Raw genomic sequence first — 24,598 nt, forward strand, 5'->3', positions numbered from 1 at the left:
CGCCGCGCCGCCGGCCGCCCGCAGGCTCGAAGGATGGTCCGCTACCTGCGCACGACGGCCTTCGGCGCCGCCGCCCTCGTCCTGCTGCTGGCCACCGACGCGACGGCCGGCCACACCCCGGTCACCCGCCTGCTCGCCGCCCCGGTCGGCGCGGCGCTGCCCGCCACCGTCCGGGCCCCGGCCAAGCTGCCGCCCGCCCCGCTGCCGCCCACCGTGCTCGCCGACCCCGGCCAGGCCCGGCTGGCCACCGTGCACCGCACCGTCTTCACCGGCAGCGGCTTCGACGCCTGCAGCGCGCCCTCGCTGGACGCCATGCGGGCCTGGCGCGGCGCCTCCCCGTACAGCGCGGTCGGCATCTACATCAGCGGCAGCCAACGGGCCTGCGCGCAGACCCGGTTGACGAAGGAGTGGGTCCGCCAGGTCCGCTCGCTCGGCTGGCGGCTGCTGCCCACCCACGTCGGGCGGCAGGCGCCGTGCGCCGCGCTGCCGGCCAAGCCGGTCCGGATCGACCCGGCGCAGGCCGTCCAGCAGGGGCGGGACGAGGCCGCCGGGGCGGTGCGCGCGGCCCGGGCGCTCGGGCTCGGCACCGGCACCCCGGTCTACCTGGACATCGAGGCCTACCAGCCGGGCAACGCGCCGTGCGCCAAGGCGGCGGTCGACTACACCCTGGGCTGGACCCAGGCGCTGCACAAGGCGGGCTACTTCGCCGGCTTCTACTCCAGCCTGGACTCCGGGATCAGCGACCTGGCCGCCGCCGCCCGGGCCGGGGCCACCCCGATGCCCGACTCGATCTGGTACGCCCGCTGGGACAACCGGAACTCCACCGACGGCGCGGGCGTGCTGGGCGCGGACCAGTGGGCCCCGCACCGCCGGGTCCACCAGCTGCGCGGCGAGGGCAAGGAGAGCTACGGCGGCGTGGAGCTTGAGGTGGACCGGGACCAGCTGGACTCTCTGGTCGGTGCCTGACAGGTGCTCAGGGTGCGGGCGCCGTCACGCTTCCGGGAAGAGCACCCGGCCGACCATCCGGGTGTCCAGGTACTCCCTGACGCTGGTGATCCGCCCGTCCGCCACCGTGAAGATGCCCGCGCACCGGTTGTCGTAGTGCCCGCCGCCCGCCGCCGTGCCGTCGGCGAGCCACTCGGCGAGCACCTGGTCGCCGTCGGCCAGCACGTTGGTCAGCGTCACCTTCGGCGCGCCGCCGGGGGCGAAGAACCGGCCGGCCCCGACCAGGAAGTCGTCCACGATCGCGTCCCGCCCGGTCCACACCCGGCTCAGCGGCAGGTCGCCGGGGTACTCCCAGGTGGCGTCCTCGGCGAAGCTGTCCCGGATCACCGCGAGGTCGCCCTCGATGACGGCGTTGACGTACCGGACCACCACGGTCTTCGGGTCGAGCTCGTTCATCGGTCTTCTCCTTCTGGAACGTGATTCAGTCTTCTGGAACAGGTTCTTGATCGATTATCAGCAGATGGTCAGTACGGCATTGCCGCGGATCCGACGCCCGCGCAGCTCGGCCAGCACCTCGGGCGTCCCGTGCCAGTCCCGCACGGTGCCGAGCTCCGGGTGCAGCCGCCCCTCGGCGGCGAGGCGGACCAGGGTCGCCAGGTCGGCGCCGTCCGGCTCGTCCACGTCGGCGTAGCTGAACTGCCGGATGGTGGCGCTGGTCGGGCCGGTGAGCAGCCGGAAGAAGTCCAGGGTGACCGGCTGCCGGCTGGCCTGGCCGAACCAGAGCAGCAGCCCGCGCTTGGCCAGCCGGTCCAGCGCCACCGGCAGGTCGGCCCCGCCGGTGGACTCCAGCACCAGGTCGAACGGCCCCTCGGCGTCCGCCACCCGGTGCACCACCTCCACCGCCCCGAGCTCGGCCAGCCGCTGCCCGCGCTCGGCCGAGGAGCTCACCGCGGTGATCCGGGCGCCGGCCGCGGCGGCCAGCTCGGTCAGGTAGTGGCCCACCCCTCCGGAGGCCCCGGTGAGCAGCACCCGCCGCCCGGCCAGGTGCCCGGTGTGCCGGGTGGCGGTGCGCAGCAGGCGCAGCGCGGTGAGCCCGGCCAGCGGCAGCGCGGCGGCCTGCTCGACCGTCAACCGGTCCGGCAGCACGGCGAGCTGGCCGGTCGGCACCGCCGCGTACTCGGCCCAGCCGAGCGCCGGCGGGTGTCCCACCACCCGGCTGCCGACCGCCGGCCCCGACCCGTCCGGCGCGGCCTGCACCACCAGGCCGGCCACGTCCTTCCCGGGCCGCCAGCCGTCCCCGGGCGGGCGCTCCAGCTGGAAGGTCTCGCCCCGGTTGACCGAGTAGGCCTCGACCTTGACCAGCGCCTGATCGGCGGCCGGCTGCGGCTCGGGGACCTCGCTGAGCCGGACCGTCGCGGCCTCGTCGCGGGTTGCGGTGAACGCCTTCATCGTGTGCTCCTCCCTGTTGCCCCCACCCTCCTCCCGGCGCCGCCCGGTGATCCAACAACCGGTCAGCACCCTTGACAACCAACGGTTGTCGGCGCACATCATGGCGTCCGTGGACCTCGATCCGGCCCAGTTGCGGGCCTTCCTCGCCGTCGCCGAGCACGGGCACTTCGGCCGCGCCGCGACCGAACTGACCATCACTCAGCAAGCGCTGTCCAAGCGCGTCGCCCGGCTGGAGGAGCTCCTGGGCGAGCGCCTGCTCGACCGGGACGGCCGCGGCGCCCACCCGACCCCGGCCGGCGAGCGCCTGCTCGAACCGGCCCGCGCGGTGCTCGCCGCCTGCGCGGCGGCGGTGACGGCCGTGCGCGGTGCGGCCCGCCCGCTCCGCCTCGACGTCTGGGGCCACCTGTTCGCGCCCCTGCGCACCGTCGGCGCAGTGGAGTTCGACGCCCTCGAAGTCGGCCACGGCCGCGACCTCCCCTCGGTCCTCGGCGCCCTGCTCCGCGGCGAGATCGACGCCGGCTTCGGCCGCCACCACGCCCTCCCGGACGGCCGCGAGCACGAGCTCTCCCACCGCCTGGTCCGCCTCGAACCGGTGGACGCCGTCCTCGGCGCTGACCACCCGCTCGCCGGCGCCGCCGCCCTGCGCCCCGCCGACCTCCGGGACAGCACGCTGCTGCTCCCCGCCGCCCTGGCCCGCCTGGAGTTCCTGCAGCGCTTCGCCGAACGCTTCGACCTGGCCTGCGAGAGCACCACCAACATGGGCGCCGAGCACTTCCTCGCCCACCTCGCCGCCACCCCGAACGCCGTCACCCTGCTGCCCGCCGACGCACCGCTGCCCCTCACCCCCGGCCTGCGCACCGTCCCCCTGGTCGATCCCACCCCCCTCTACGCCTGGTCCCTGGTCTGGCCGCGCAGCAACGCCCACCCCGCCGTCCCCGCCCTGCTGCGCGCCTTCGCCGAGACCGGCCGCCGCAACCGCTGGCTGGAGTACCGCCCGGACCGCGACTGGCTCCCGGAGGCGGAGCGGGCCGAACTCGGCCCGCTCGGCGGCTGATCGCTCATGCCCGGTGGAAGGGCCGGAGGACGAGCCGCATCGTCCGGGGGCTCGGTGTGAAGCCGAGCGATGCGTACAGCGGCGCACCAACGTCACTGGCCGTGAGGGTGAGCAGTGTGCAGCCCTGGTCGGTCAGCCACTCCACAAGCGCGTAGGTGACGGCTCGTCCGTAGCCGCGTCGGCGGAACGGCCATCCGGTGACGACCGTCTGCACCTGCCCGAAGATTCCGGCATGGTCGGGCCCGGGGAGGCCCTGGTGGACGAGGCCGATCGCACACGCAGTGATGTCACCGCCCGGGCCCTCGATCACGAACGCGGCGACCCGGTCCCCGCCCAACTGCGAACGCAAGTACTCGGCGAGTCGGTCGCGCCACGGCCCAGAGGTATCGACCCCCACCATCTCGGCGTGCAGGATCGCGAGTTCGTCGGCATCGGTCGGCGAGGCCCGGCGTACGTTCAGAGCGGCACCGCCGACAGCAGGTCGGCGAGTCCGCCCGCCGTGGACCGCTCCGTGCCGGGAGCGGTGAGAACCCTGGCGAGCTGCGCCTGGAGCTCCGGCCACGGTCGTGCGCTGCACAGCGGGATGCCGGAGGCGATCGCCACCCGCAGGCCGTCCGGGCTGCTGCCCTTCACATCGACTCCGGCGGCTTCGTAGTCCAGGGGCCACCGGCCGGTGACGCAGGTCCACAAGGTCCCGGCAAGCGCGTACACGTCCGATGCGGCTGTTGGTCTCACCGGCTGGGGGCCACGAGCGATCCTGGCGGCGAGCTCCGGCGCGATCAGGTGCGTGATTCCGCCGTTGAACTCCCACCATGGGTCGGTGCCTTCGCGCCAGGACCAGGCGAAGTCGATCAGCCGGACCCCACCAGCCGTGTGGATGCCGTGGGACGGTTGAAGGTCCCCGTGTACCCAGCCGGTGGCGTGGAAGTCGGCGACGGCCCGGCACAGGGCAACAGCCCCAGCGAGAGCGGTGATGCGGCCGTTCTGCCCGTCCCGCACTGCCTGGAACAACTCCCAGGTGGACGGCCCGTTCAGCCAGGGCGTGGCGTACCAGACATCGGCGCCGGAGCGTCCTGCGAGTACGGTGCAGCCCGGCAGGGCATCGAGCACCGCCGCCTCCCGCGCCGTGGTCTCCGCGCCGACGCCGTACCCGAGTTTGACCGCCACCGAGCCGAGCGGGCCGGTGGCCTGCCACACCGCAGAACCGCGCCGGTCGGTGACCTCTCTCAATTGCACAGGTCCACACAGCGCCTGTGCGGCAGCTACCGCTTCGGGGGGACAGGGAGCGAACCGGCCCATGCCCGTACCGCCTTCCACTCACAGGGGATGTGCTCGAACACGTCTCTTCCGTCGTCGTCGGCCACCGCCAGCGCATGTGCGAGATCGGGTGTGTCCCTCAGGAACCGCGGATCACTGTGCCGAACTGCGGCCCGCACCGGAAGGAACGAGAACGGAGGTGGCGGGATGCTCCGGCCGAACTTGTCACGCTCGCCGGCTCCCTGGGTGAACTTGCCGAACATCACGCCCACGGGCCCGTAGAGATGCTTCAACGCCCAGTGCGGCCAGGTCATCAACTCGCGGTGGTCGGCGTCTGGGACGCTGCCCGTGATGACGATGTTCTCGCAGACGAGCGCGCCCTGTGAGTGGGCGAGTTGTGGTCGGATCCACTCCGCTCCCCGAACAGCGGCATGGAACAGCTCGGCTTCGACCGCGTCCCGGTGGGCTCCGGGCGCGATCTCGTACACCGTCCAACCGGTCAGTCCACGCCGGATGGATGGTTCCAGGAACGGGCAGTGCCCGACCATCGCCATGGTGTAGCCGGTGGTGTCCACAGTGGTCGGACTCGGCGAGCGGGACTCGATGAGGCGGAGCGCCCCGGTGGTGGACCGGGACGCTCCGTCGTTGTGCACGGCGTTCAACGGGTCACCGGGTGTTCCCGGCCGGAGCGTTGCCGTCGTCACCGTCGCCGGGGGCCGGCGCGCAGTTCCACTCAGCGACCACGTGGCCGGTCTCCCGGTAGGCGATGAGCGCCGCGGTGTCGACGACTCCGTCGGCGTTGGTGAACCAGATTTCCGGAAGCGCGCCGTACGCCTCCTCGTAGGCGGCCACCCACTCGATGAACCCCCGGCCGCTCGTCTCCGAATGGGTGATCACGCGCCCGGCGTGCTCCGCGGTGAACGCACGGTGCGCCTCGGCGTCCTCGGCGAGTCGGTGCCAGGCGGCGTCGATCGCCGTGCTGAACATCTCGGGCGCGCTCTGCCCGGCGTCGAAGCGGCGCGCGGCGATGCCGAAGAACTTGCCGAGCTCGACGAGTTCGATGCTGGTTCCGGTGGGGGTGCTCATGTGCTCCTCCTGCGGGTATCAGCCGCGGTCTTGCGGCTACAGTTAGTGAACCTTTGATCACGCAACTGGAGTACCGTTGGACAGTGGGAAGCCCGTTCAAAGTGTTCAAGATCCAACCCAGGGGCACATCTTGACCGAGAGTCCGACAGTCGATGGCCGAGGTCTCACGGTGGGCGTGGTCGTGCTGACGATGGGGGACCGGTCCGATGAACTGCGCGCTCTGCTGGAGTCCGTGGCGGCCCAGGAGGGCGATTCCGCGGTGGTCGTCGTGCTTGGCCAGGGCGTACGGCTTCCCGAACTTCCCCCGGAGGTCGCCGGGGTGGAGTTGCCGGAGAACCTCGGCATCCCGGGGGGCCGGAACAAGGGCGTGGAGTGGTTGCGCGACTGTGGCGGTGTGGATCTGGTCGTGATCCTGGACGACGACGGGCTGCTCCCGAGGACGGACACCTTTCGTCTCGTCCGGGAGGCGTTCGCCGCCAACTCCCATCTGGGAGTGGTGAGTTTCCGGATCGTGGACGAGGACGGGCAGACGGCGCGCCGGCATGTGCCACGCCTCGGCGCCTCCGACCCGCTGCGCTCATCCGAGGTCACCACGTTCCTCGGTGGCGCGCACGCCATCCGGATGAGCGTGATCGACCAAGTCGGCGAGTTCCCGGCGGCCTTCTTCTATGCGCACGAGGAGACGGATTTCGCATGGCGTGCGTTGGATGCCGGCTGGGAGATCCACTACCGGTCCGACCTGGTCCTCAGGCATCCCCGAACCAATCCTGCCCGGCACGCCACGTACTACCGGCTCACGGCACGCAACCGGGTGTGGCTGGCCAAGCGGCACTTGCCGGCCGTTCTGGTACCGGTGTACCTCGCGTCGTGGACCGCCTACACCGTGGCCCGCAGGCCTCCGCTGGCCGGACTCAGGGCATGGTGGGCGGGATTCTTCGAGGGAGTGCGGACCCCGTCTCCGCCGCGCCGACCGATGCGGTGGCGCACGGTCTGGCGGATGGCGCGGCTGGGTCGGCCGCCGGTGATCTGACGGTCCGTAGGTCGAGTTCGAGAGCGGTACCGGGGGTGAGTTGGTGATTCGAAGGGAACCGAACGAGCAACTGGCCGCTGTGATCGCGGAAGCCGGATGCACGTACGAGGTCCTGGCCAAGCAGGTCCGGGTCGTCGCAGCCGAAGCGGGTGAGGCCCTCCACACGTCACGGTCGGCCGTCTTCTCCTGGGTGAACGGTGGCATCCCGACAGGCAGGACCAGGTCCTACGTCGCCGAAGCTCTGAGCAGGTTGGCGAAGCGAAAGGTGACAGTCGGTGAGATCGCCCTGGGTTCCGACGAGATGCCGGAGCCGATGAGTGCTGATCCGCTGGCCGCCGCCGCTGACCTCGGGAGATTCGCCATGCTGCACCGCAGGGACTTCCTCACCACCACCTTCGCAGCTGCGGCTGTGGGCCTTCCGGTCAGCTACGACCATGGTGCCGTCGCTGTCACGCTCAGGGCCGCGACCGGAGACGGGGTCGTCGGCACCGGAGAGGTCTCCTCCATCCGGCAACTCACCGAGACCTTCAGGAGCGCGGATGACCGGCTCGGTGGTGGTCACGGTCTGACCGCAGTCACCGCGTACTTCACGGACACCGTCATCCCATTGCTGTCACGGCGCTTCCCCACCGAGCAAGTCCGCCTTGATGCCTATGGTGCGGCGGCCACTTTGGCGTGCCTCGCCGGGTGGAAGCACCATGACCTCGGCCGTGAGGGCGCGGCCCAGCGGTTCTACCTCTTGGGCTACCAACTGGCGTGCGAGTCCGACCCGGCCGGGCACCCGGCCTGGATGATGCGAGCGCTGACGCACCAGGCCCTCGACCTGCGGCAGTCCCGGCACTGTGTGGACTTGGCAGAAGCGGCGCTGTCCCGCGCACGGGGAAAGGTGGACGGGAGCACCGAGGCACTGCTGCTGGTGACGGCCGCCCGGGCCTACGGTGCCGGCGGTGAGGGTGCGAAGGCCGCATCCGCGCTGCTTTCGGCCGAGGACGCCATGCTCGGCACCGATGACGCCGTTCCCTCGTACGCGGCCGCTTCCGGACCGGTGGCCGCCACGGTCGCATCCCACACGGCCAAGACCCTGACCGAACTCCGCGACCACCGGGCAGCCGAGCGGTACTACCGCCTGGCGCTCCGGGACCGCGTCCCGGAGACGTACCAGCGGGTGCACGCCCTGACCATGGCGAACCTTGCGAAGTCGGTGGCTGCCCAACGGCGCCACGAGGAGGCCCTGAGCCTGTGGAACAGGTCTTTGGACTTCATGGCCGGTGTCGCCTCGGACCGCAACAGGAAGGAGATCACCACCATGCGGTCGATGATGGTCGGCTACCGGAAACGCGGCATCCCCGGCGCTGGAGAGGTCGACCAGCGGGCGGCCGACATGCTCCGCGCGATGGCGTAGAGCGCGCGACTCGGCAGGTCGAATGCGGACTGCCTCATGGCCTACCCGACGAAGTGGTCGAACTCGCCGCGCTTGACGCCCTCCAACCACAGGGCGAACTTCGTGCGGGTCGTGACGACAATGGCCGCAGGTGACGCTGACTCACGAATCTCGATCAGTCCGTCGCCGTTGACCGACACCTCGACCGAGTTGCCGCCGTCCTGGCTGCTGGACGAGGACTTCTGCCAGTTCTGGCCGGTCATGACTGCCCTCCCATTTCAAGGCTGTGTTTGGCGTGCTGAATGACGGCCCACGAGTCCCTGGGCGAGTTCGGCTCGGCGTAGGATTTCGCGTCGCCCGAGGGGAGCGCAAGCCTGCTGAGGTCGGCGAACCTGGACCGGTAGCGCTGCACGGCTTCCGGGGAATCCGTGAATCCCGAGGCGCCCGGATGGTCGATGACCACGGTCGACAACTCGACCGGGCCCGGTTCGGCGATCAGGAAGGGGCCGCTGAACGGCGGCGTGGCCCGGACGTTGAACGGGTAGATCTGCACGTCCACGTTCGGCAGCTCCGACACCTTCAGAAGGTGGGTGAGCTGGCGGCGCATCGCAGCCGCGCCGGCGAAGTTCATCAGCAAGGCAGCTTCGTGCAGGACGAAAGTGAACCGAGTGCGGGCTGAAGAGGTGAGGATCCGCTGGCGATCGAGTCGGAACCTGACCGTGTCCTCGATCTGGGCTGGGGAAAGGGAAGTGTCGCCGTTCTCGAAGAGGCGGCGAACGTACTCCTCGGTCTGGAGCAGCCCGGGTACGAAGAAGGTCTCGTAGTTCAGGTAGCGCGCGATCCCGCTGCTCTCCAACTCGGCCAGGTCGAGCGCAAATCCCGGAATCCGCCCCTTGTATGAGCTCCACCACCCCTTGCCGCTGCTCGCCCCCATCGTGGCGAGTGCATCCATGTAGGGATCATCCGTGCATCCGTAGAAGCGCGCCAACGTACGCATGCGCGCCTCGTCCAGGCCGGTTCGCGCCGCCTCGATGTGGTTCAACTGGGGACCGCGAATGCCGATATGCGTGGCTGCGTCCTGCACCGCGATGTCGGCGCTGAGGCGCAGTCGACGAAGCTCGGTTCCGAACCGTCGCTGCCGTTCGCTGATCTGCGTTCGCAGTGCCATTGCTGTCCGCCCCTCTCGTAGCAGGGGCAGTCTGGCGCGCGGGCATGTCCTGACGCCAACCAGTCCAGGGGAGCGGGCCCACGGGTCTCGCGAACAAGGTTGCACGAATGAACCCATCTGCTCTACCGTCTGTGATGTTCCCCTCACTGACTGGTCGTCAGGAAGTCCGAAGTGCACCCCGGATGCTTGGCTCGTGCCATGTCGTCAGCCATGGGGCGAGTCACGGGTGATGGTCAGTCTGAGACGTTGATATGGCTGAACTGGAGAGCCTCATGCGTCTTGTCTCTTCCCTTCCTGTACGGCGCCTGTCGGTTGGCCCGGTCGATCCCCCGTTTCAACTCCTCGCGCTCGTGGTGCGATCCACCCTGCGGGCCGCGCGCCACCGGCTCCGCGACCACCTCGCCGCTCATGGGCTCGACCCGGACGACGCGTGTCTCCTGCTCTCCGAGCTGGTGGGCAATGCGCTGCTGCACGGCGGGGACAGCGCCGCAGTCGTCTGGGAGGTGCGTGGCGATCGGCTCTACATCGGCGTGGCCGACGGCTCGCCGGCCGAGCTGGCGCTGGTGCCGGACGGCGGCGAACGTGACGGCGGTCGCGGGCTCTTCCTGGTGGACCTGCTCGCAGTGGAGTGGGGCGTGCGCCCGCTCGGTGAGAGTGGCAAGGAGATCTGGTGCGAGCTGGCGGTCAAGGCTGCCTGAGACGAGCCCTGCTGCCCAGCTGCTGGTACTCGCAGGCGTGGCTCTGGCGCTTGGGGCCCGGGTGGGTGGCGTGCTGGCCCAGGGCTCCGATGCGTAGGTCGGCAGCTCTGGCAGCCAACGGTCGACCCCACCCACCTCTACGCCTGGTCCCTGGTCTGGCCGCGGAACAACGCGCACCCCGCCGTCCCCGCCCTGCTGAAGGCCTTCGCCGAGACCGGCCGCCGCAACCGCTGGCTGGAATACCGCCCGGACCGCGACTGGCTCCCGGAGGCCGAGCGGGCCGAAGTCGGCCCGCTCGGCGGTGGACCGACCGTCAGGCCCGCGGCCGCAGACTGAGGTCCGGGCGGAGCGAACGCGGCTCCGGCCGCGCGCCGACCGCGTCCCGGTGGGTGGCCGGGTCGAGGGCCACGGCGTAGAGGTTCTGGTCCTCCGAGCCGAAGTACACCCGGCCGTCCGCCACCGTCGGCGAGCCCTCGACGGAGCCGCCGGTGGTGAACGCCCACAGGCGGTTGCCGCTGGCGGCGTCCAGGGCGTAGAGCCGGCCGTCGAACGACCCGACGTAGACCACGCCGTCGGCCACGGCCGGAGCGGTGCCCACCTGGGGGGCGGCGGCGAACGCCCACACCTGGCCGCCGGTGACGGCGTCGAGGGCGTAGACGTTGCCGTCGTCGGAGCCGACGTAGACGGTGCCGTTCGCGACGGCCGGTTCGGTCAGCACCTGGTTGCCGGTGGTGAAGGTCCACGCCTGCTTGCCGGTGACGGCGTCGACGGCGTAGACCTTGCCGTCGAGCGAGCCGACGTACACCACGCCGTTGGCCACGGCCGCGCTGCCGGCCACCGGGCCCCCGGTGCTGAAGGCCCAGCGCTGCGCGCCGGTGGCGGCGTCGAGCGCGTACAGCTTGTCGTCGTACGAGCCGACGTAGACGACCCCGTCGGCCACGACGGGGGAGCCGCCCACGGCGTTGCCGGTGGTGAAGGCCCAGCGCTGCGCGCCGGTGGCCGCGTCCAGGGCGTACACCTTGCCGTCGAACGAGCCGATGTAGACCAGGCCGCCCACCACGACGGGCGAGGAGACCACGGTGCCGCCGGTGGCGAAGCTCCAGCGGACCGCGCCGGTGGCCGCGTCCAGCGCGTACACCTTGCGGTCCACCGAGCCGACGTAGACCAAGCCGTTCGCGACGGCCGGACCGGAGATCACCGAGTTGCCGGTGGTGAAGGTCCAGTGCGACGCGCCGGTGGCCGCGTCCACCGCGTGCACCTGGCCGTCCTCCGAGCCGAAGTAGGCCGTGCCGGCCACGACGGCGGGGGAGGAGGAGTCGCCGCCGAACGTGCCGACCCGCCAGGACTCCTGCAGCCGGCCCACGGTGCTCGGCGACAGCAGGTTCTCGTACGGGTTCGTCCGGCGGCCCTCGGGCGTGAAGCCCTGCTCGGTCCAGTCGGTGCGGACCGTGAACGCCGCCTGCGCCGCCTGCGAGCTGCCGCGGTCCACCGCGGTGACCCAGTGCTGCCCCGGCCCGGCCTCGGCGGGCACGGTGATCCCGACGCTGAACCGGCCCTGGCCGTCGGTCACCGCGAGCGCGTGGTCGTGGTCGTCGAAGTACACGTCCACCGGCTCGTTCCGCAGCCCGAACCCGGACCCGGACACGGTGACCCGCGTCGTCGGCGGCCCCGCGGACACCGACAGGCTCGCGGCCGGCGGCGCGGCGGCCCCCGCCGGCGTCGCACCTGGGAGCACCGGGACGAGCGCCGTCCCGGCCAGCACCAGCCCCAGCGGCCAGCTGACCTTCTTCGATCCCCACTGCCTCGGTCCGCGCATCGCCGTCCCTCATGACACGAAGTGATGATCCGTCACTTGGAGTATCAGTCATGACTCCTCCGCCCGCGCAGCTCAGGACCGCCACTCGGGTCCGCCGGTCACGGCGGCGTGGGGGGAGCTCCCGTTGAGCCGCTCGTCTCAATTCGCCCGTACCTGCTGACACCGGACACCCGCCCGCGACAGAATTCCCGCACGGCCCGCGTGCTACCGGTCGGTAGCCGATCAGCCCGCGGTGCCGCCAGCCAGCCCGGTCAAGGAGGACCTCCGCGTGTTCAGCACCATGCAGGACGTACCGCTCACCGTTGCCCGCATCCTGGAGCACGGGGCGACGATCCACGCCCGGTCCACCGTGACGACCTGGGACGGCACCGGGCCGCAGGTCCGCACCTTCGCCGAGGTCGGGGCCCGGGCGGCGCAGCTCGCGCACGCGCTGCGGGACGAGCTGGACGTGTCCGCCGAGACCGTGGTCGCCACGCTGATGTGGAACAACGCCGACCACCTGGAGGCCTACCTCACCGTCCCGTCCATGGGATCGGTGCTGCACACGCTCAACCTGCGGCTCCCCCCGGCCCAGCTGGCGTTCATCATCAACCACGCCGCCGACCACGCGATCATCGTCAGCGGCAGCGTGCTGCCGCTGCTGGCGGGCGTGCTGCCGCACCTCGCGCCGACGCTCAAGCACATCGTGGTCAGCGGCCCGGCGGACCTCTCGCTGCTGGCCGGCTTCGGCGGCACCGTGCACGAGTACGAGGAGCTGATCGCGGGGCGGCCCACCGAGTTCCCGTGGCGCGGCGAGATCGACGAGCGCGACCCGGCGATGATCTGCTACACCTCCGGCACCACCGGCGACCCCAAGGGCGTGGTCTACAGCCACCGCTCGATCTACCTGCACTGCATGCAGGTCAACTCCGCCGCCACCTTCGCCCTCACCCCGGCCGACATCGCACTGCCCGTCGTGCCGATGTTCCACGTCGGCGCCTGGGGCATCCCGCACGCCGCCTTCATGTCCGGCGCGAGCCTGCTGATGCCGGACCGGTTCCTCCAGCCGCAGCCGCTCGCCGCGATGATCGACCAGGTCAGGCCGACCGTCAGCGCGGCCGTGCCGACCATCTGGAACGGCCTGCTGGACGAGCTGGACCACCCGACCGGCCGTCAGACCCCGTACGACGTCTCCTCGCTGCGCCAGGTGGTGATCGGCGGCTCGGCCTGCCCGCCCGCCCTGATGCGCGCCTTCCAGGAGCGGCACGGCATCCGGGTCATCCACGCCTGGGGGATGACCGAGACCTCCCCGCTCGGCACCTTCGGCCTGCCCCCGGCCGGGCTCGGCGCGGACGACGAGTGGCACTACCGGGCGATGCAGGGCGTCTTCCCGTCCTCGGTGCAGGCCCGGCTCACCGGCCCGAACGGCGAGCGGGTGCCGCACGACGGCCACAGCGCCGGCGAGCTGGAGGTGCGCGGCCCGTGGATCGCGGGCGCCTACTTCGGCGGCGTGGGCAACGAACCCGAGCGTCCGGAGGACAAGTTCACCGAGGACGGCTGGCTGCGCACCGGCGACGTCGGCACCATCACCCCGGACGGCTTCCTCACCCTCACCGACCGGGCCAAGGACGTGATCAAGTCCGGCGGCGAGTGGATCTCCTCGGTCGAGCTGGAGAACGAGCTGATGGCCCACCCGGAGGTCGCCGAGGCGGCCGTGGTCGCCGTGCCGGACGAGAAGTGGGGCGAGCGCCCGCTGGCCACCGTGGTGCTCCGCCCGGACGCCACCGTCGACCTGCCCGGCCTGCGCGCCTTCCTGGCCGGCCGGATCGCCTCCTGGCAGCTGCCCGAGCGCTGGACGTTGGTCGAGGCGGTGCCGAAGACCAGCGTCGGCAAGTTCGACAAGAAGGTGATCCGGGCCCAGTACGCCGAGGGCGCGCTCGACGTCACGGTGCTCGGCAAGGAGTAGTGGCCGAACGGTTCTGACGGGGCGCCAGCAGCTGGCGCCCCGTCAGAACACGTCAGGACCCGTCAGAACTGGTCAGTGCGCGTGCTGCCGCTGCTCGCCGAGCGAGCCGATCCGGCCCAGCAGGTCGACGATCCGCTCCTGCACGTCCGGGCTGGTCGAGCGCTCGGCCAGGAACAGCACCGTCTCGCCGGTGCGCAGCCGGGGCAGCTCGGCCGGGTCCAGGTTCGCCGAGGTGTAGACGACCAGCGGCGTGCGGTGCAGCCGGTCGTTGGTGCGAAGCCAGTCCAGCAGGCCCAGCTGGCGACGGCCGATCCGCATCAGGTCCATCACCACCAGGTTCGGCTGCACGCTGCTGGCCTTGGAGACCGCGTCGGTCTCCGAGACCGCGTGCTCCACGTGCATGCCGCGCCGCTCCAGGCTCGCGGTCAGTGCCGCGGCGATGTCCGGGTCGCCCTCCACCAGCAGCACCCGGGCCGCGTGGTTCTCGCTGTCCCGGGGGGCCAGCGCGCGCAGCAGCACCGCCGGGTCCGCGCCGTAGGCGGCGTCCCTGGTGGCCTGGCCGAGGCCCGCGGTGACCAGCACCGGGACCCGGGAGTTGAGCGCGGCGGTGCGCAGCGACTGCAGCGCGGTGCGGGTGATCGGCCCGGTCAGCGGATCGACGAAGAGCGCGGCCGGGAAGCCGGCGACCTGGGCGTCCACCTCCTCGCGGGAGCGCACTATCACCGGGCGGTAGCCCCGCTCCTGCAGGGCCTGCTTGGTGGACGGGTCGGGCTCAGGCCAGACCAGCAGGCGGCGCGGGCGACCGTCCGCAGCCGGGCCGACCACCGTCGGGTAGTCCGGGTACTCGGGGGTGCGCACCGGCGCCGGGCCGGCCGTGCCCTCGTCCTCACCGGTCAGCCGGGGCAGTCGGTCGGCCCCGCCGGCGGGCGCCGCCGGGGGCAGCTCGGCCATCGGGCGCGGCGGGGTGCGCTGCTCCAACGGGGCGGCCGGGGCCGGGAAGGCGGCGGGGAAGGCACTGGCGAAGCCGCCCGGGCGGGGCGGGGCCAGCTCGCCCAGGCCGGTGCCGACCGGCACGGCGTCCGAACCGGTGGGCGCACCGCCGGCCGCGTCGGGCACCGGCGGCAGCTGGCTGGGCACGCCGGGCAGTGCGAGCGCGCCGCCGCTCGACTGGCCGGGCTCGCCGGCGGGCCGGGCCGGCTCCAGCGAGCGGCGCTCGGGGGCGGCCGGCTGCGGGTCCCGCGCGGCGGGCAGGTTGGCCTCGCCGGACTCCGCCGGGGTGTCGCCGCCCGGCATCCCGAGCCGGCGGCGCCGGCCGGTCGGCACCGGCGACTCGGCCGGGGGCAGCGGCTGCGCGACGGGCAGCGCGTGCTCCAGCCCGGGGTAGACCGGCAGGCCGGGCTCGGGGTGGTCGGCGGCCTCGACCGGAGCGGGCAGCGCCCGGCGGCGGCGCGACGGCGCGGCCTTGGGCGGCTCGGGAACGGCCACGGCCCGTGGCGGCTCGACGGGTTCGGCCGGCTCCTCCAGTGCGACCGGCGCGACCGGCTCCTCGGCGGTGGGGCGTGCCGGCGCGGCCGGACCCAGCGCGATCGGGCCGGGCGCGGAGCGGGCGGATCCGGCGGGCCCGGTCTCCTCGCCCGCCTCGGTGCTCTCGCCGGACCCTTCCGGCTCCGGGCCGAGCGGGCCGCCGGCCAGTCCGGGCAGGTCGGGCAGCACCGCGGTGTCGGTCTCCCGGGGCACCTGGTGGTTGCCGGCGGCGGCCCGGGCGGCCGCGGCGGCCGCCGCGTCGTCGTCCAGCGGCAGCTCCACCACATAGGTGGTGCCCGCGTGGTTGGGCAGTTCGTGCGGCTGCAGCACCCCGCCGTGCCGCTCGACCAGGGCGCGCGCGATCGGCAGGTAGACCCGGCTGCCGCCCTTGCCCGGGCCGCGCACCTCGATCCGGGCCATGTCGGCGCGCTGCGCGGCGGCCAGCACCACGGCCGGCGGCTCGCCGCCGTCGGTCACCGAGCCGGTCAGCTCGGCGCCGCTGACGTCGGCCACCAGGTAGGCCAGCGCCTGCGCCAGCCGCTCCCGGTCGGCGGTGAGTTCGACGGGCGCCGCGTGCACCGCGAACCGCAGCCGGCCGGGGCCGACCAGCCGGTTCGACTGGTCCACCGCCTCGGCGACCACCTTGTCCAGGGAGGTGGTGGTGCGCTGCAGCGCCTGCTCGGGGCGGTCGGCCCGCTCGTGCGCGAGCACGCCGTCGATCAGCACGCCGAACCGGCGGCAGTCGTCGGCCAGCGCGCGCAGCATCCAGTTGGCCTCGGGCCAGAGCTGCCCGGCCGGGTCGGCGGCCAGCGTGTCGATCCGCGCCCGCAGCGCCTGCAGCGCCCCGCTCACCTCGGTCTCCAGCACCGCGCTGAGGTGTTCGGCGCGGTCGGTCAGGGCGAGTTCGCGGGTCCGGTCGGTGAAGGTCATGACGGCGCCGACCAGTTGTTCGCCGTCCCGCACCGGAGCGGTCGTCAGGTCGACGGTGACCGGGCGGCCGTCCTTGCGCCAGAGGGTGGCGCCGCGCACCCGGTGCTTGCGGCCGGAGGAGAGGGTGTCCAGCAGCGCAGACTCGTCGGCGGCCAGCGGGGTGCCGTCGGCCCGGGAGTGCTGCACCAGCGGGTGCAGCTCGCGGCCGCCCAGCTCGCTGGCCCGGAAGTCCAGGATGTGCGCGGCGGCCGGGTTGACCAGGACGACCCGGCCCTCCAGGTCCACCCCCAGCACGCCCTCGGCGGCGGCCCGCAGGATCATCTCGGTCTGCTTGTGCTGGCGGCGCAGTTCGGCCTCGACGCCGAGCCGGCCGGTGAGGTCGCGGACCAGCAGGAGCAGCAGGTCGTTGGCGCTGGAGCCGCTGCGGTAGGGGTCGTAGGACTGGGGGGAGAGCGAGTAGCCGCGGCCCTCGGAGCCCTCTTCGGTGAAGTCGTTGCCGAGCACCTCCACCGGGAAGGTGCTGCCGTCGGTGCGCCGGGCGGTCATCCGCACCGCCTTGGCGGCCTCGTCGGAGTCCCGCAGCGCGGGCCGCATCGAGCCGGGGATCCGGCTCGGGTCGAAGTCCGGCAGCAGGTCGAGCACCCCGCGCCCGACCAACGAGGTGCCGGGGGTCTGCATCGCCCGCACGGCCGCCTGGTTGGCGTCCACGACGGTGCCGTTGCTGTTGACCAGCAGCAGCGCGTCGGGCAGCGCGTCGAGTATCGCGGCGAGGCGAGCAGCGCCTCGGGTCGGCCTGCTGCTCACGTCGACAGGTCTCCTCACGACTTACGGTCCGGTCGTGCGGATGCGGACCGGCTGCCTGGCGGGGGTTGGAGTATCCCATTGTTTTTGCCGAGAGGACGACCCGCCTAGTAACGTAATCAGCGGTTGGTGTCGGAGCCCCGAGCTGTGGCATCATCGCATGCACGCGGTCGCAACCGGAGACGGTTCGATCGGGTGGATGGAGGCTTCGCCTAGTCCGGTCTATGGCGCCGCACTGCTAATGCGGTTTGGGTCTTAAAGCCCATCGAGGGTTCAAATCCCTCAGCCTCCGCCATGAAGGGCCCCACCGACTCCGGTCGGTGGGGCCCTTCGGCGTTGGGGTCCTTCGGTGTTGGGGGTCCGAGAGTCAGGGGTCCGGGGCCGGAGGTCCAAGACCCGGGCCGCCCGGGGGCGGAGGCGCCACGAGGGGTGCCCGGAAGGAATCGATTTCACCCCAGGTCGGCGGTCATGTAATGTTGTCCCCGCAACGCCCCGCAGGCTCAGGCCTTGGGGCGAGCGCTCATAGCTCAACGGATAGAGCACTTGACTACGGATCAAGAGGTTGCAGGTTCGAATCCTGCTGAGCGCACCAACATCCGCTCGCGGCCCCCGTGGCCGTCCGAGCGCTCATAGCTCAACGGATAGAGCACTTGACTACGGATCAAGAGGTTGCAGGTTCGAATCCTGCTGAGCGCACCACCACGAAGGCCCCTCGCCCCAGGCGAGGGGCCTTCGGCGTGTTCGGGGTCGGGTCGTGGCCCCTGGACTGCTCCGCCGGACGGGTGGACCGCGGCGCGGCGGGGCGGGTGGCTCCTCTGATGACTCGTTAGATCGTGATTCCTTTTTGTCACATCGTGTGCACAGGAGGATCTGATGACCGCGAGATCGCCCCGGGCCGGTCGCCCGAGCCGCCCCCGCCACGCCCCCCGGCGAACTCCGCGGCGCAGCCTCGTGGTCGCGATCGCACTGACCGCCGGACTGACCCTTGGCTGGCTGCCCACCGTCTCGCAGGCCCAGCAGACACCGGAGAGCTGGAACGGCGACCAGCACGCCGTGCTGCGCTCCGGCCTGACGGTGGACCTCTCCTTCGCCGCCGACCCCGGGGTGAGTGTCGAGTCCGGCCCCGGCACGCTGGGCACCGACGCCGGGTACGCGGACGGGGTCGGCGCGGGCACCGCCGCCGAGACCTACGCGGTGGCCGAGGACCGGCCCGCGCCCAGCGGAGCCTGGCGCACCCTGGGCACGCTGCGGCTCGGCTTCTCCCGGCCGGTGCGCAACCCCCGGCTGCACGTGAGCGGACTGGCCGCGGCCGCCGGCGGCTCCGCCTCGGCGCTGCGGCTCAGCGTCACCGGCGGCACCCCGGCCGGGCCCGCGCTCACCACCCGCTCGCCCTGGCAGGGTTGGACGGCGGCCGACGGCACCCTCGGCCCCGCGGGCGCGGACGCCGGCGCGCACCTCGACCCGGCCGGCACCGTCGAACTGGACGGCACCTTCGACACCGCCACCCTGCGGATCGAGCGTCGCGACGAGGGCGGCAAACCGCCGGCGCTGCGGCCCGCCTTCACCGTCACGATGGACGAGACGCTGGGCAGCGCGCCGGACGGGTACGGCAACGCCTCGCACGTGATCTCCGACCTCTTCCTGGGCAGCGACGCGATCAGCCCCACCCCGCGGCTCGGCCTGGCCGGCCGGGGCAGTTCATCGGCCCCGACCGCCCGGCTGCAGCCGGGCATCCAGCCCGGCCGGGTCGAGCACACCGCCAACGACCCGGCGGTCGCCTTCCCCGACTCCGCCGCGATCGGCGGCTACTACGACGTGACCGTGCCGGTCAGCCCCGGGCAGGGCGGCGCGACCCTGGCCGGCTGGATCGACTTCGCCCGGGACGGCAAGTTCGACGCCTCCGAGCGCGCCCAGGTGGACGTCGCGCCCGGGGCCGGCAGCGCCACGCTGGAGTGGATCGTGCCGCCGAACGTGGCGGCCGGGGAGACCTGGGCCCGGCTGCGGATCGCCCGCGACCCCGCGCAGGTGGTCTCGCCGGACGGGTTCGCCGACGCCGGCGAGGTCGAGGACCAGCTGATCCACCTCGCCGTCGGCGCCGCCAAACCGGAGATCACCAGCCCGGTGGCCGGCGCGGCGGTCGGCCAGGACCGGCCGGTGATCCAGGGCGACAGCGGGGTCGCCGGGGCCACCATGGCCGTCCAGGAAGGGTCGGTGACGGTCTGCCAGACCCAGGTGGGCGGCGACGGCACCTGGAGCTGCCGGGCCGACGAGCCGCTCGCCGCCGGGAGCCACCAGCTGGCGCCGGTCGAGACCACCAGCGGCGGGGTGACGCAGCACGGCGACCCGGTGAAGTTCACCGTGAGCACGGTGCCGCCCGCCGCACCCCAACTGACCCTGCCGGAGTACACCAACGACCCCGGGCTGCTGCTCACCGGGACCGGCTCGCCCGGGACCGTCGTGGTGGTCACCGAGGGCGGGCCGGAGAGCGAGATCTGCCGCACCGCGGTGAAGGCCGACCGCTCCTGGTCCTGCCTGCCGGTCGAGGACCTGGTGGACGGGCCGCACGTGCTCACCGCCACCGCGGTGGACGCCGCCGGCAACCCGGCGGCCGCCAAGCCGGTCACCCTGATCGTGGACACCGTGCCGCCGGCGAAACCGGTGCTCACCCGGCCCGGGCCGGGCGAGGAACTGCACGTGCTGCGGCCGAAGCTGGCCGGCACCGGCGAGCCGGGGGCCACCGTGACGGTGGTCACCGCGGAGAACGGCGCGCTCTGCTCGGCGGTCGCGGCGGTGGACGGCAGTTGGGTCTGCACCGCGCAGCGGGACCTCGCGCCGGGGGACCAGTTGCTCACCCCGACGGCGACGGACCGGGCGGGGAACGGCACGGCGGGCGACCCGGTGCGGGTGCACGTCGTGGTGGCTTCGCCGTCGGCGTCGGCCTCACCTTCGGCCTCGGTCTCGCCGTCGCCGTCGGCTTCCCCGTCGCCGTCGCCGTCGGCCTCGCCCTCCCTGTCGGCCTCCCCGTCGCCGTCGGCGAGCGGGAGTGCCGGCGCCAGCGCGTCGGTTGGTGCGACCACGAGTGCCTCGGCGAGTGCCTCCGGCTCCGGGAGCCCGAGTGCGTCGCCCTCTGGCAGCCCGAGCGCTTCCCCATCGGTTGCGCCGTCCTCGTCCTGGTCCGTGTCTGCGAGCGCCAGCGCGAGCCCAAGTCCGAGCTCCAGCTCCAGTACCAGCACCAGCACCAGCCCGAGCGCCAGCACCAGCGCCGCTCCCAGCGCCAGCGCCTCGCCCACCGCCCCGGCCGCGCCCCCCGTGGCGGGTGATCCGCCGGTGCCCATCCAGGTGCCCGAGGTGCGGGCGATGCCGCTCGCGTTCCTCGGTACCGCCGTGCCGCCCCAGCCCCCGGTCGATGCCGACTCCGTCGCCCCGCTCGCCGGGGCCGGGCGCCCGGCCCCGCCGCCGGCCGATCTCCCGACGGGGCGTCACGCCTCGTTGGGCGGCTGGCGGGCGGCGGCCTGCGGGGTGTTCCTGGTGCTGGCCGGCATGACCTTGATCACCCGCCGCGTGCTGGCGCGCGGTCCGGGTTCCCGCCGACGCTGACGCCGATGCCGACCCAGGACGCCCGCCACCCCCGCCAATCGGGTGGCGGGCGTCCCGTTCCGCGGAGCTGGCGCACCGTCAGTGAGCTGCGCACGGACCGGTGGTCGGATCCGACACACCGTCGGCTAAATGTCGCATTTAAAGGCTTATGTACTTAGCCTGACTTTCGCACTGCTCGTCAGATCCGGATCGGCAGCGCGTGCCACCCCGACCCTGAGGACCCACGCATGGACGTCCCCCGCGACCCCGACCGCCGCACTCCCGCCGGGGCGACCCCCCTGCCGAAGAAGACCCCGTTGCCGGAGAGGCCGGAGAAGCAGCAGACAGCGCAGACGTCGGGGGAGTCGACCGAGCTGCTGGTGCTGCCCGCGCCGACCCAGCCCGGACTGAAGCATCCACAGCCTGTGGACAGTCGCACCGAGTCGACGGCGACCTCCCGGCGACCGCCGAAGACGGATCCGGACCTGAAGGAGCGCCCGGCCCTCACCCTGCCCGGCTGGGTCGCGCTGCTCGCGATCCTGCTGGCGGCGGGGTCGGTGCTGGTGGTGCTGTCCCGGGCCGGGGTGCTGCCGATCCTCAGCGGGGTGCCGGACCTGCGGACGGCGGCGGCGCGGGAGGCCGGCGGTGCCGTGGTGACCGGCTGGATGCTGGCCGCCGTCACGGTGGCGGGGCTGGCCGCGCTGGTCGCGCTGACCGGCCTGCTGGCCAACCGTTCCGGCGAGACCCGGGTGCTCAGCCGCTGGGGCCGGTACCGGGGCACGGTGCGGCGGGCCGGTCTGCTCTGGGTCAACCCGATGCTGCGCCGGCGCCGGGTGGACGTCCGGCTGCGGCACTGGCGCAGCGAGCCGGTGCAGGTGACCGACCGGGCGGGGATGCCGATCGTGGTCCGGCTGCTGGTGGTCTGGCGGATCAAGGACACGGCCCGGGCGGTGTTCGTGGTCGCCGACTACGAGGACTACCTGCGCGAGCAGATCCACGCCGTGCTCACCCGCACCGCCAGCACCCTGCCCTGCGACAGCAACGCCGCCCCCGGTCCCGCGCTGCGGGACGGGCAGTGGTTCGGCGACGAGCTGAGCCGCGCACTGGCCGCCGAGGCGGCGCCGGCCGGCCTGGAGGTCTTCTCGGTGCAGCCGCTGGCCCTGGACTACGCGCCCGAGGTGGCCGAGTCGATGCGCCGGCGCCGGCTCGCCGACCTGGACGCGGGCCTGCGCACGGTGCTGGTGGACGACGCGGTGGAGGCGGCCGCCCTGGCGGTGCGCCGACTGGAGCGCGCCACCGCCCACGAGTTGGACGAGGCGGCCCGCAGCGCCCTGATGGAGCAGCTGCTGGTCGCGTTCGTCGCGCCCGCCGGGGTGGCGAGCGCGCTGACCGGTACCGTCCCGGCGCCGGTGGCCCGCGCGGTCGCCCGCAACGGGACGGCCCGCAAGGAAGGGAACCTCGCATGAAGATAGCCACCGGCCCCGCGTTGATCGGCTTCGAGGAGCGGATCGGCGACCTGCCGGCGCCCCAGCGCTGCGGCTGCGGCCCGTGCCGCTCGCGGGCGGCGCTGCTGGCGCTCCGTCAGCAGCGGGCGTCGGCCCGGGCCGGCCGAATACCGCCGCTGGCCCTGACGGTCCGTGGGGCCTGCCTGGCCACCACGGTGCTCTCCGGGGCCGGCGTGCTCGGCCTCGGCGCGGGCGTCGCGCACGCCGAGCCGGCCCCCAGCCACGCGGGGTGGGACGGCTCGCGCTACTGGTTCAAGAACGCGGCCGGTGAGTGGCGCTACACCAGCCATTACGACGTCTACCTGAGCCGCACGGGTCAGACGGATCAGCAGTCGCAGCAGTCCCAGCAGTCCCAGCAGTCGCAGGCCGATGACGGCAGCGGGATGAAGCAGGGCTGGGACGGTTCGGTCTACTGGTTCAAGAACGCGGCGGGCGAGTGGCGCTACACCAGCCATTACGACGTCTACCTGAGCCGGACCGGTCAGACGGATCAGCAGTCGCAGCAGTCCCAACAGTCCCAGCAGTCGCAGGCCGATGACGGCAGCGGGATGAAGCAGGGCTGGGACGGTTCGGTCTACTGGTTCAAGAACGCGGCGGGCGAGTGGCGCTACACCAGCCACTACGACATCTACCTGAGCCGCACCCAGTCCCAGCAACCGACCACCCCGTCGCCCACCGGTACCAGCAGCAGTACCAACAGCACCGAACCCGCCATCGCCTACGCCCTCGCCCAGCTGGGCAAGCCGTACGTCTGGGGCGGCGACGGGCCGGACGGCTTCGACTGCTCGGGCCTGGTCCAGCAGGCGTACCGCCGGGCCGGGATCGACCTGCCCCGGGTGGCCGACGACCAGTACGCGGCCACCACCCCGATCAGCCCGGCCCAGCTGCGCCGCGGCGACCTGATCTTCTGGTCCGACAACGGCCGCGCCTCCGGCATCCACCACGTGGCCATCTACCTGGGCGACAACCAGTACCTGGAGGCCCCGCGCCCGGGCAAGAACGTCCGCATCTCCACCCTGAACAGCGGCTACTACCCGACCCAGCTGGGCCGCCCGTAAAGCCCGCCGCGACGTGCCCGGCACCCACCCCGTGGGCGCCGGGCACGCGCCGTCAGGCGGAGGCGGCGTCCAGCAGTTCCAGCTGCTCGGCCGTCAGCACCAGCCGAGCCCCCGTCAGCAGCGGGACGAGCTGCTCCGGGGTGCGGGCGCTGGCGATCGGCGCGACCACGGTCGGCTGGGCGGCCAGCCAGGCGGTCGCCACCGAGGAGGGCTGCACGCCGTGCGCGGCGGCCACCTGTTCCACGGCCTCCAGCACCCGCAGCGCCCGCGGGTCGGCCAGGCGCTTGGTCGCGCCCTCGGCCCGCGGGCTCGGCACGGACGGGCCGCCCGGCCGGTACTTGCCGGTGAGGAACCCGCCCGCGAGCGCGGCGTAGGGCACCACGCCGATCCCGTGGGCGGCGGCCACCTCGGCCAGCGGGCCCTCGTAGGTGTCCCGGGAGAGCAGGTTGTAGTGCGGCTGCAGCGCCTCGTACCGGGCCAGGCCCTCCTTCGCGGAGAACTCCAGCGCGGCGGTGAGCCGCTCGGCCGAGATGTTGGAGGCGGCGACGGCCCGGACCTTGCCCTCCCGCACCAGCTGGTCCAGGGTCGAGACGATCTCCTCGACCGGCACCTCCGGGTCGTCCTTGTGGGTGTAGAGCAGGTCGATGGTCTCCACGCCGAGGCGGCGCAGCGAGTCCTCGGTGGCCGAGCGGATGTTGGCGGCGCCGAGCCCGAGGGCCGCCGGGTGCGCCCCGACCTTGGAGGCGATGAGCACCGAGTCGCGGTTGCCGCGCTCGCGCACCCACTCGCCGATGATCGTCTCGGATTCCCCGCCCTGGTGGCCCGGGGCCCAGACCGAGTACACGTCGGCGGTGTCGATGAAGTTGCCGCCGGCGGCGGTGTAGGCGTCCAGCACGGCGAAGGAGGCGTCCCGGTCGGCGGTCCAGCCGAAGACGTTGCCGCCCAGGGAGAAGGGGTGGACGGCCAGCTCGGAGCGGCCCAGCCGGACCCGTTCCGGAATGAGGTGCGCGGTATCGGTCATGAAGGTGGTCAACAGGCCCGGTGCGGCGGCCATTCCGGGGTCGGCGGTCACTCCCCGGAGGGGTCCGGGCTGTCCGGGGACGTACCGGATTGGCTAGAGTCCGGTGCCATGGCTGAGAACAACTATGACGACCCCGCCGGCAGCACCCAGATGTTCCGGGCCTTCGTCGAGACTCCGCAGGCCCAGGCACCGTCCAACGTCTCCGTGCACCGCAGCGGTTCCGGCGGCAGCCGCACCGGCGTGATCGCGATCGGCGTGGTGGTCGCGCTGGTCGTGGTGGTCGGCGTGATCTGGCTCGCCGTCAAGTAATCCCCTCCGGGACCGCGGGGCCCGGACCACCGGTGCCGGACTCCT

General features: G+C 72.9%; 21 protein-coding genes and 3 tRNA genes. 13 read left to right on the forward strand and 11 right to left on the reverse strand.

What is annotated here, in order from left to right; all coding sequences use genetic code 11:
• The first annotated feature begins 33 nt into the window (after nucleotides 1-33).
• Nucleotides 34-966 (forward strand): DUF1906 domain-containing protein, encoded by a 933-nt coding sequence (locus FHX73_RS14010; RefSeq protein ID WP_145905329.1) that lies wholly within the window; start codon nucleotides 34-36, stop codon nucleotides 964-966.
• A gap of 24 nt (nucleotides 967-990) precedes the next feature.
• On the opposite strand, the gene FHX73_RS14015 is transcribed toward FHX73_RS14010, so the two are convergent.
• Both FHX73_RS14015 and FHX73_RS14020 read right to left on the reverse strand, forming a co-directional pair.
• Nucleotides 991-1,401 (reverse strand): nuclear transport factor 2 family protein, encoded by a 411-nt coding sequence (locus tag FHX73_RS14015; protein ID WP_145905330.1) that lies wholly within the window; start codon nucleotides 1,399-1,401, stop codon nucleotides 991-993.
• Between the two features lie 57 nt (nucleotides 1,402-1,458).
• Nucleotides 1,459-2,394, reverse strand: coding sequence for a zinc-binding dehydrogenase (locus FHX73_RS14020; RefSeq protein ID WP_145905331.1), 936 nt, complete (start codon nucleotides 2,392-2,394; stop codon nucleotides 1,459-1,461).
• Between the two features lie 109 nt (nucleotides 2,395-2,503).
• Here FHX73_RS14020 and FHX73_RS14025 point away from each other — a divergent pair, with 109 nt between their 5' ends.
• Nucleotides 2,504-3,448, forward strand: a complete 945-nt coding sequence (locus FHX73_RS14025; RefSeq protein WP_145905332.1) for a LysR family transcriptional regulator — start codon at nucleotides 2,504-2,506, stop codon at nucleotides 3,446-3,448.
• Nucleotides 3,449-3,452: 4 nt separating this feature from the next.
• On the opposite strand, the gene FHX73_RS14030 is transcribed toward FHX73_RS14025, so the two are convergent.
• The 4 genes from FHX73_RS14030 to FHX73_RS14045 form a co-directional block, all read right to left on the reverse strand.
• Nucleotides 3,453-3,848 carry a GNAT family N-acetyltransferase gene (locus tag FHX73_RS14030; RefSeq protein WP_145905333.1) on the reverse strand — a complete coding sequence of 132 codons (396 nt, stop codon included), beginning with the start codon at nucleotides 3,846-3,848 and terminating at the stop codon, nucleotides 3,453-3,455.
• 56 nt (nucleotides 3,849-3,904) lie between these two features.
• On the reverse strand, nucleotides 3,905-4,747 hold the full coding sequence (locus FHX73_RS14035; RefSeq protein WP_145905334.1) for a protein kinase family protein: 843 nt from the start codon (nucleotides 4,745-4,747) through the stop codon (nucleotides 3,905-3,907).
• On the reverse strand, nucleotides 4,711-5,280 hold the full coding sequence (locus FHX73_RS14040) for a hypothetical protein (RefSeq protein WP_246213517.1): 570 nt from the start codon (nucleotides 5,278-5,280) through the stop codon (nucleotides 4,711-4,713). Before FHX73_RS14040 ends, FHX73_RS14035 begins: the two co-directional genes overlap by 37 nt.
• A 91-nt stretch (nucleotides 5,281-5,371) precedes the next feature.
• The gene (locus tag FHX73_RS14045) at nucleotides 5,372-5,791 is read right to left on the reverse strand and encodes a hypothetical protein (RefSeq protein ID WP_145905336.1); all 420 of its coding nucleotides are present in this window, start codon (nucleotides 5,789-5,791) and stop codon (nucleotides 5,372-5,374) included.
• Nucleotides 5,792-5,981: 190 nt separating this feature from the next.
• Here FHX73_RS14045 and FHX73_RS14050 point away from each other — a divergent pair, with 190 nt between their 5' ends.
• Together FHX73_RS14050 and FHX73_RS14055 are read left to right on the forward strand one after the other, a co-directional pair.
• On the forward strand, nucleotides 5,982-6,821 hold the full coding sequence (locus tag FHX73_RS14050) for a glycosyltransferase family 2 protein (protein WP_145908266.1): 840 nt from the start codon (nucleotides 5,982-5,984) through the stop codon (nucleotides 6,819-6,821).
• A 40-nt stretch (nucleotides 6,822-6,861) separates the two neighbouring features.
• Entirely contained in the window at nucleotides 6,862-8,223 is a 1,362-nt protein-coding gene (locus FHX73_RS14055; RefSeq protein WP_145905337.1) for an NsdA family TPR-like regulatory protein, read from the forward strand.
• Nucleotides 8,224-8,264: 41 nt separating this feature from the next.
• Here FHX73_RS14055 and FHX73_RS14060 read toward each other — a convergent pair whose 3' ends face one another.
• Both FHX73_RS14060 and FHX73_RS14065 read right to left on the reverse strand, forming a co-directional pair.
• Nucleotides 8,265-8,465, reverse strand: a complete 201-nt coding sequence (locus FHX73_RS14060; RefSeq protein ID WP_145905338.1) for a DUF397 domain-containing protein — start codon at nucleotides 8,463-8,465, stop codon at nucleotides 8,265-8,267.
• On the reverse strand, nucleotides 8,462-9,370 hold the full coding sequence (locus tag FHX73_RS14065) for a helix-turn-helix domain-containing protein (RefSeq protein WP_170304914.1): 909 nt from the start codon (nucleotides 9,368-9,370) through the stop codon (nucleotides 8,462-8,464). Before FHX73_RS14065 ends, FHX73_RS14060 begins: the two co-directional genes overlap by 4 nt.
• Before the next feature lie 350 nt (nucleotides 9,371-9,720).
• On the opposite strand from FHX73_RS14065, the gene FHX73_RS14070 reads away from it, so the two are divergent.
• Nucleotides 9,721-10,068 (forward strand): ATP-binding protein, encoded by a 348-nt coding sequence (locus FHX73_RS14070; protein WP_246213518.1) that lies wholly within the window; start codon nucleotides 9,721-9,723, stop codon nucleotides 10,066-10,068.
• Nucleotides 10,069-10,381: 313 nt separating this feature from the next.
• Here FHX73_RS14070 and FHX73_RS14080 read toward each other — a convergent pair whose 3' ends face one another.
• Entirely contained in the window at nucleotides 10,382-11,884 is a 1,503-nt protein-coding gene (locus FHX73_RS14080; protein ID WP_145905340.1) for an outer membrane protein assembly factor BamB family protein, read from the reverse strand.
• Nucleotides 11,885-12,152: 268 nt separating this feature from the next.
• Here FHX73_RS14080 and FHX73_RS14085 point away from each other — a divergent pair, with 268 nt between their 5' ends.
• On the forward strand, nucleotides 12,153-13,829 hold the full coding sequence (locus FHX73_RS14085) for a long-chain fatty acid--CoA ligase (protein ID WP_145905341.1): 1,677 nt from the start codon (nucleotides 12,153-12,155) through the stop codon (nucleotides 13,827-13,829).
• 72 nt (nucleotides 13,830-13,901) lie between these two features.
• On the opposite strand, the gene FHX73_RS14090 is transcribed toward FHX73_RS14085, so the two are convergent.
• On the reverse strand, nucleotides 13,902-17,087 hold the full coding sequence (locus tag FHX73_RS14090) for a response regulator (RefSeq protein ID WP_145905342.1): 3,186 nt from the start codon (nucleotides 17,085-17,087) through the stop codon (nucleotides 13,902-13,904).
• 198 nt (nucleotides 17,088-17,285) lie between these two features.
• Here FHX73_RS14090 and FHX73_RS14095 point away from each other — a divergent pair.
• From FHX73_RS14095 to FHX73_RS14120, 6 genes are all read left to right on the forward strand, one after another.
• A tRNA-Ser gene (locus FHX73_RS14095) sits at nucleotides 17,286-17,379 on the forward strand.
• 221 nt (nucleotides 17,380-17,600) lie between these two features.
• A tRNA-Arg gene (locus tag FHX73_RS14100) sits at nucleotides 17,601-17,676 on the forward strand.
• Between the two features lie 31 nt (nucleotides 17,677-17,707).
• A tRNA-Arg gene (locus tag FHX73_RS14105) sits at nucleotides 17,708-17,783 on the forward strand.
• 174 nt (nucleotides 17,784-17,957) lie between these two features.
• Entirely contained in the window at nucleotides 17,958-20,681 is a 2,724-nt protein-coding gene (locus tag FHX73_RS14110; protein ID WP_145905343.1) for an Ig-like domain-containing protein, read from the forward strand.
• Nucleotides 20,682-20,908: 227 nt separating this feature from the next.
• Entirely contained in the window at nucleotides 20,909-22,126 is a 1,218-nt protein-coding gene (locus FHX73_RS14115; protein ID WP_145905344.1) for an SPFH domain-containing protein, read from the forward strand.
• Nucleotides 22,123-23,223, forward strand: a complete 1,101-nt coding sequence (locus tag FHX73_RS14120) for a C40 family peptidase (protein ID WP_145905345.1) — start codon at nucleotides 22,123-22,125, stop codon at nucleotides 23,221-23,223. The genes FHX73_RS14115 and FHX73_RS14120 overlap by 4 nt, the downstream gene beginning before the upstream one ends.
• Nucleotides 23,224-23,275: 52 nt before the next feature.
• On the opposite strand, the gene FHX73_RS14125 is transcribed toward FHX73_RS14120, so the two are convergent.
• On the reverse strand, nucleotides 23,276-24,244 hold the full coding sequence (locus FHX73_RS14125; protein WP_145908268.1) for an aldo/keto reductase: 969 nt from the start codon (nucleotides 24,242-24,244) through the stop codon (nucleotides 23,276-23,278).
• Between the two features lie 108 nt (nucleotides 24,245-24,352).
• On the opposite strand from FHX73_RS14125, the gene FHX73_RS14130 reads away from it, so the two are divergent.
• Nucleotides 24,353-24,553 carry a hypothetical protein gene (locus tag FHX73_RS14130; protein WP_145905346.1) on the forward strand — a complete coding sequence of 67 codons (201 nt, stop codon included), beginning with the start codon at nucleotides 24,353-24,355 and terminating at the stop codon, nucleotides 24,551-24,553.
• Nucleotides 24,554-24,598 lie beyond the last annotated feature (45 nt).

Origin of the sequence: Kitasatospora viridis, from assembly GCF_007829815.1 — a bacterium.
In the GTDB taxonomy this organism is placed as follows: domain Bacteria; phylum Actinomycetota; class Actinomycetes; order Streptomycetales; family Streptomycetaceae; genus Kitasatospora; species Kitasatospora viridis.

What these genes read in the sequence shown, in the direction of transcription:
- FHX73_RS14010 (WP_145905329.1), top strand. Translation starts at nt 34, where the DNA reads ATGGTCCGCTACCTGCGCACGACGGCCTTCGGCGCCGCCGCCCTCGTC.
- FHX73_RS14015 (WP_145905330.1), bottom strand. Translation starts at nt 1,401, where the DNA reads ATGAACGAGCTCGACCCGAAGACCGTGGTGGTCCGGTACGTCAACGCC.
- FHX73_RS14020 (WP_145905331.1), bottom strand. Translation starts at nt 2,394, where the DNA reads ATGAAGGCGTTCACCGCAACCCGCGACGAGGCCGCGACGGTCCGGCTC.
- FHX73_RS14030 (WP_145905333.1), bottom strand. Translation starts at nt 3,848, where the DNA reads ATGGTGGGGGTCGATACCTCTGGGCCGTGGCGCGACCGACTCGCCGAG.
- FHX73_RS14035 (WP_145905334.1), bottom strand. Translation starts at nt 4,747, where the DNA reads ATGGGCCGGTTCGCTCCCTGTCCCCCCGAAGCGGTAGCTGCCGCACAG.
- FHX73_RS14045 (WP_145905336.1), bottom strand. Translation starts at nt 5,791, where the DNA reads ATGAGCACCCCCACCGGAACCAGCATCGAACTCGTCGAGCTCGGCAAG.
- FHX73_RS14050 (WP_145908266.1), top strand. Translation starts at nt 5,982, where the DNA reads ATGGGGGACCGGTCCGATGAACTGCGCGCTCTGCTGGAGTCCGTGGCG.
- FHX73_RS14060 (WP_145905338.1), bottom strand. Translation starts at nt 8,465, where the DNA reads ATGACCGGCCAGAACTGGCAGAAGTCCTCGTCCAGCAGCCAGGACGGC.
- FHX73_RS14065 (WP_170304914.1), bottom strand. Translation starts at nt 9,370, where the DNA reads ATGGCACTGCGAACGCAGATCAGCGAACGGCAGCGACGGTTCGGAACC.
- FHX73_RS14080 (WP_145905340.1), bottom strand. Translation starts at nt 11,884, where the DNA reads ATGCGCGGACCGAGGCAGTGGGGATCGAAGAAGGTCAGCTGGCCGCTG.
- FHX73_RS14110 (WP_145905343.1), top strand. Translation starts at nt 17,958, where the DNA reads ATGACCGCGAGATCGCCCCGGGCCGGTCGCCCGAGCCGCCCCCGCCAC.
- FHX73_RS14115 (WP_145905344.1), top strand. Translation starts at nt 20,909, where the DNA reads ATGGACGTCCCCCGCGACCCCGACCGCCGCACTCCCGCCGGGGCGACC.
- FHX73_RS14120 (WP_145905345.1), top strand. Translation starts at nt 22,123, where the DNA reads ATGAAGATAGCCACCGGCCCCGCGTTGATCGGCTTCGAGGAGCGGATC.
- FHX73_RS14125 (WP_145908268.1), bottom strand. Translation starts at nt 24,244, where the DNA reads ATGACCGATACCGCGCACCTCATTCCGGAACGGGTCCGGCTGGGCCGC.
- FHX73_RS14130 (WP_145905346.1), top strand. Translation starts at nt 24,353, where the DNA reads ATGGCTGAGAACAACTATGACGACCCCGCCGGCAGCACCCAGATGTTC.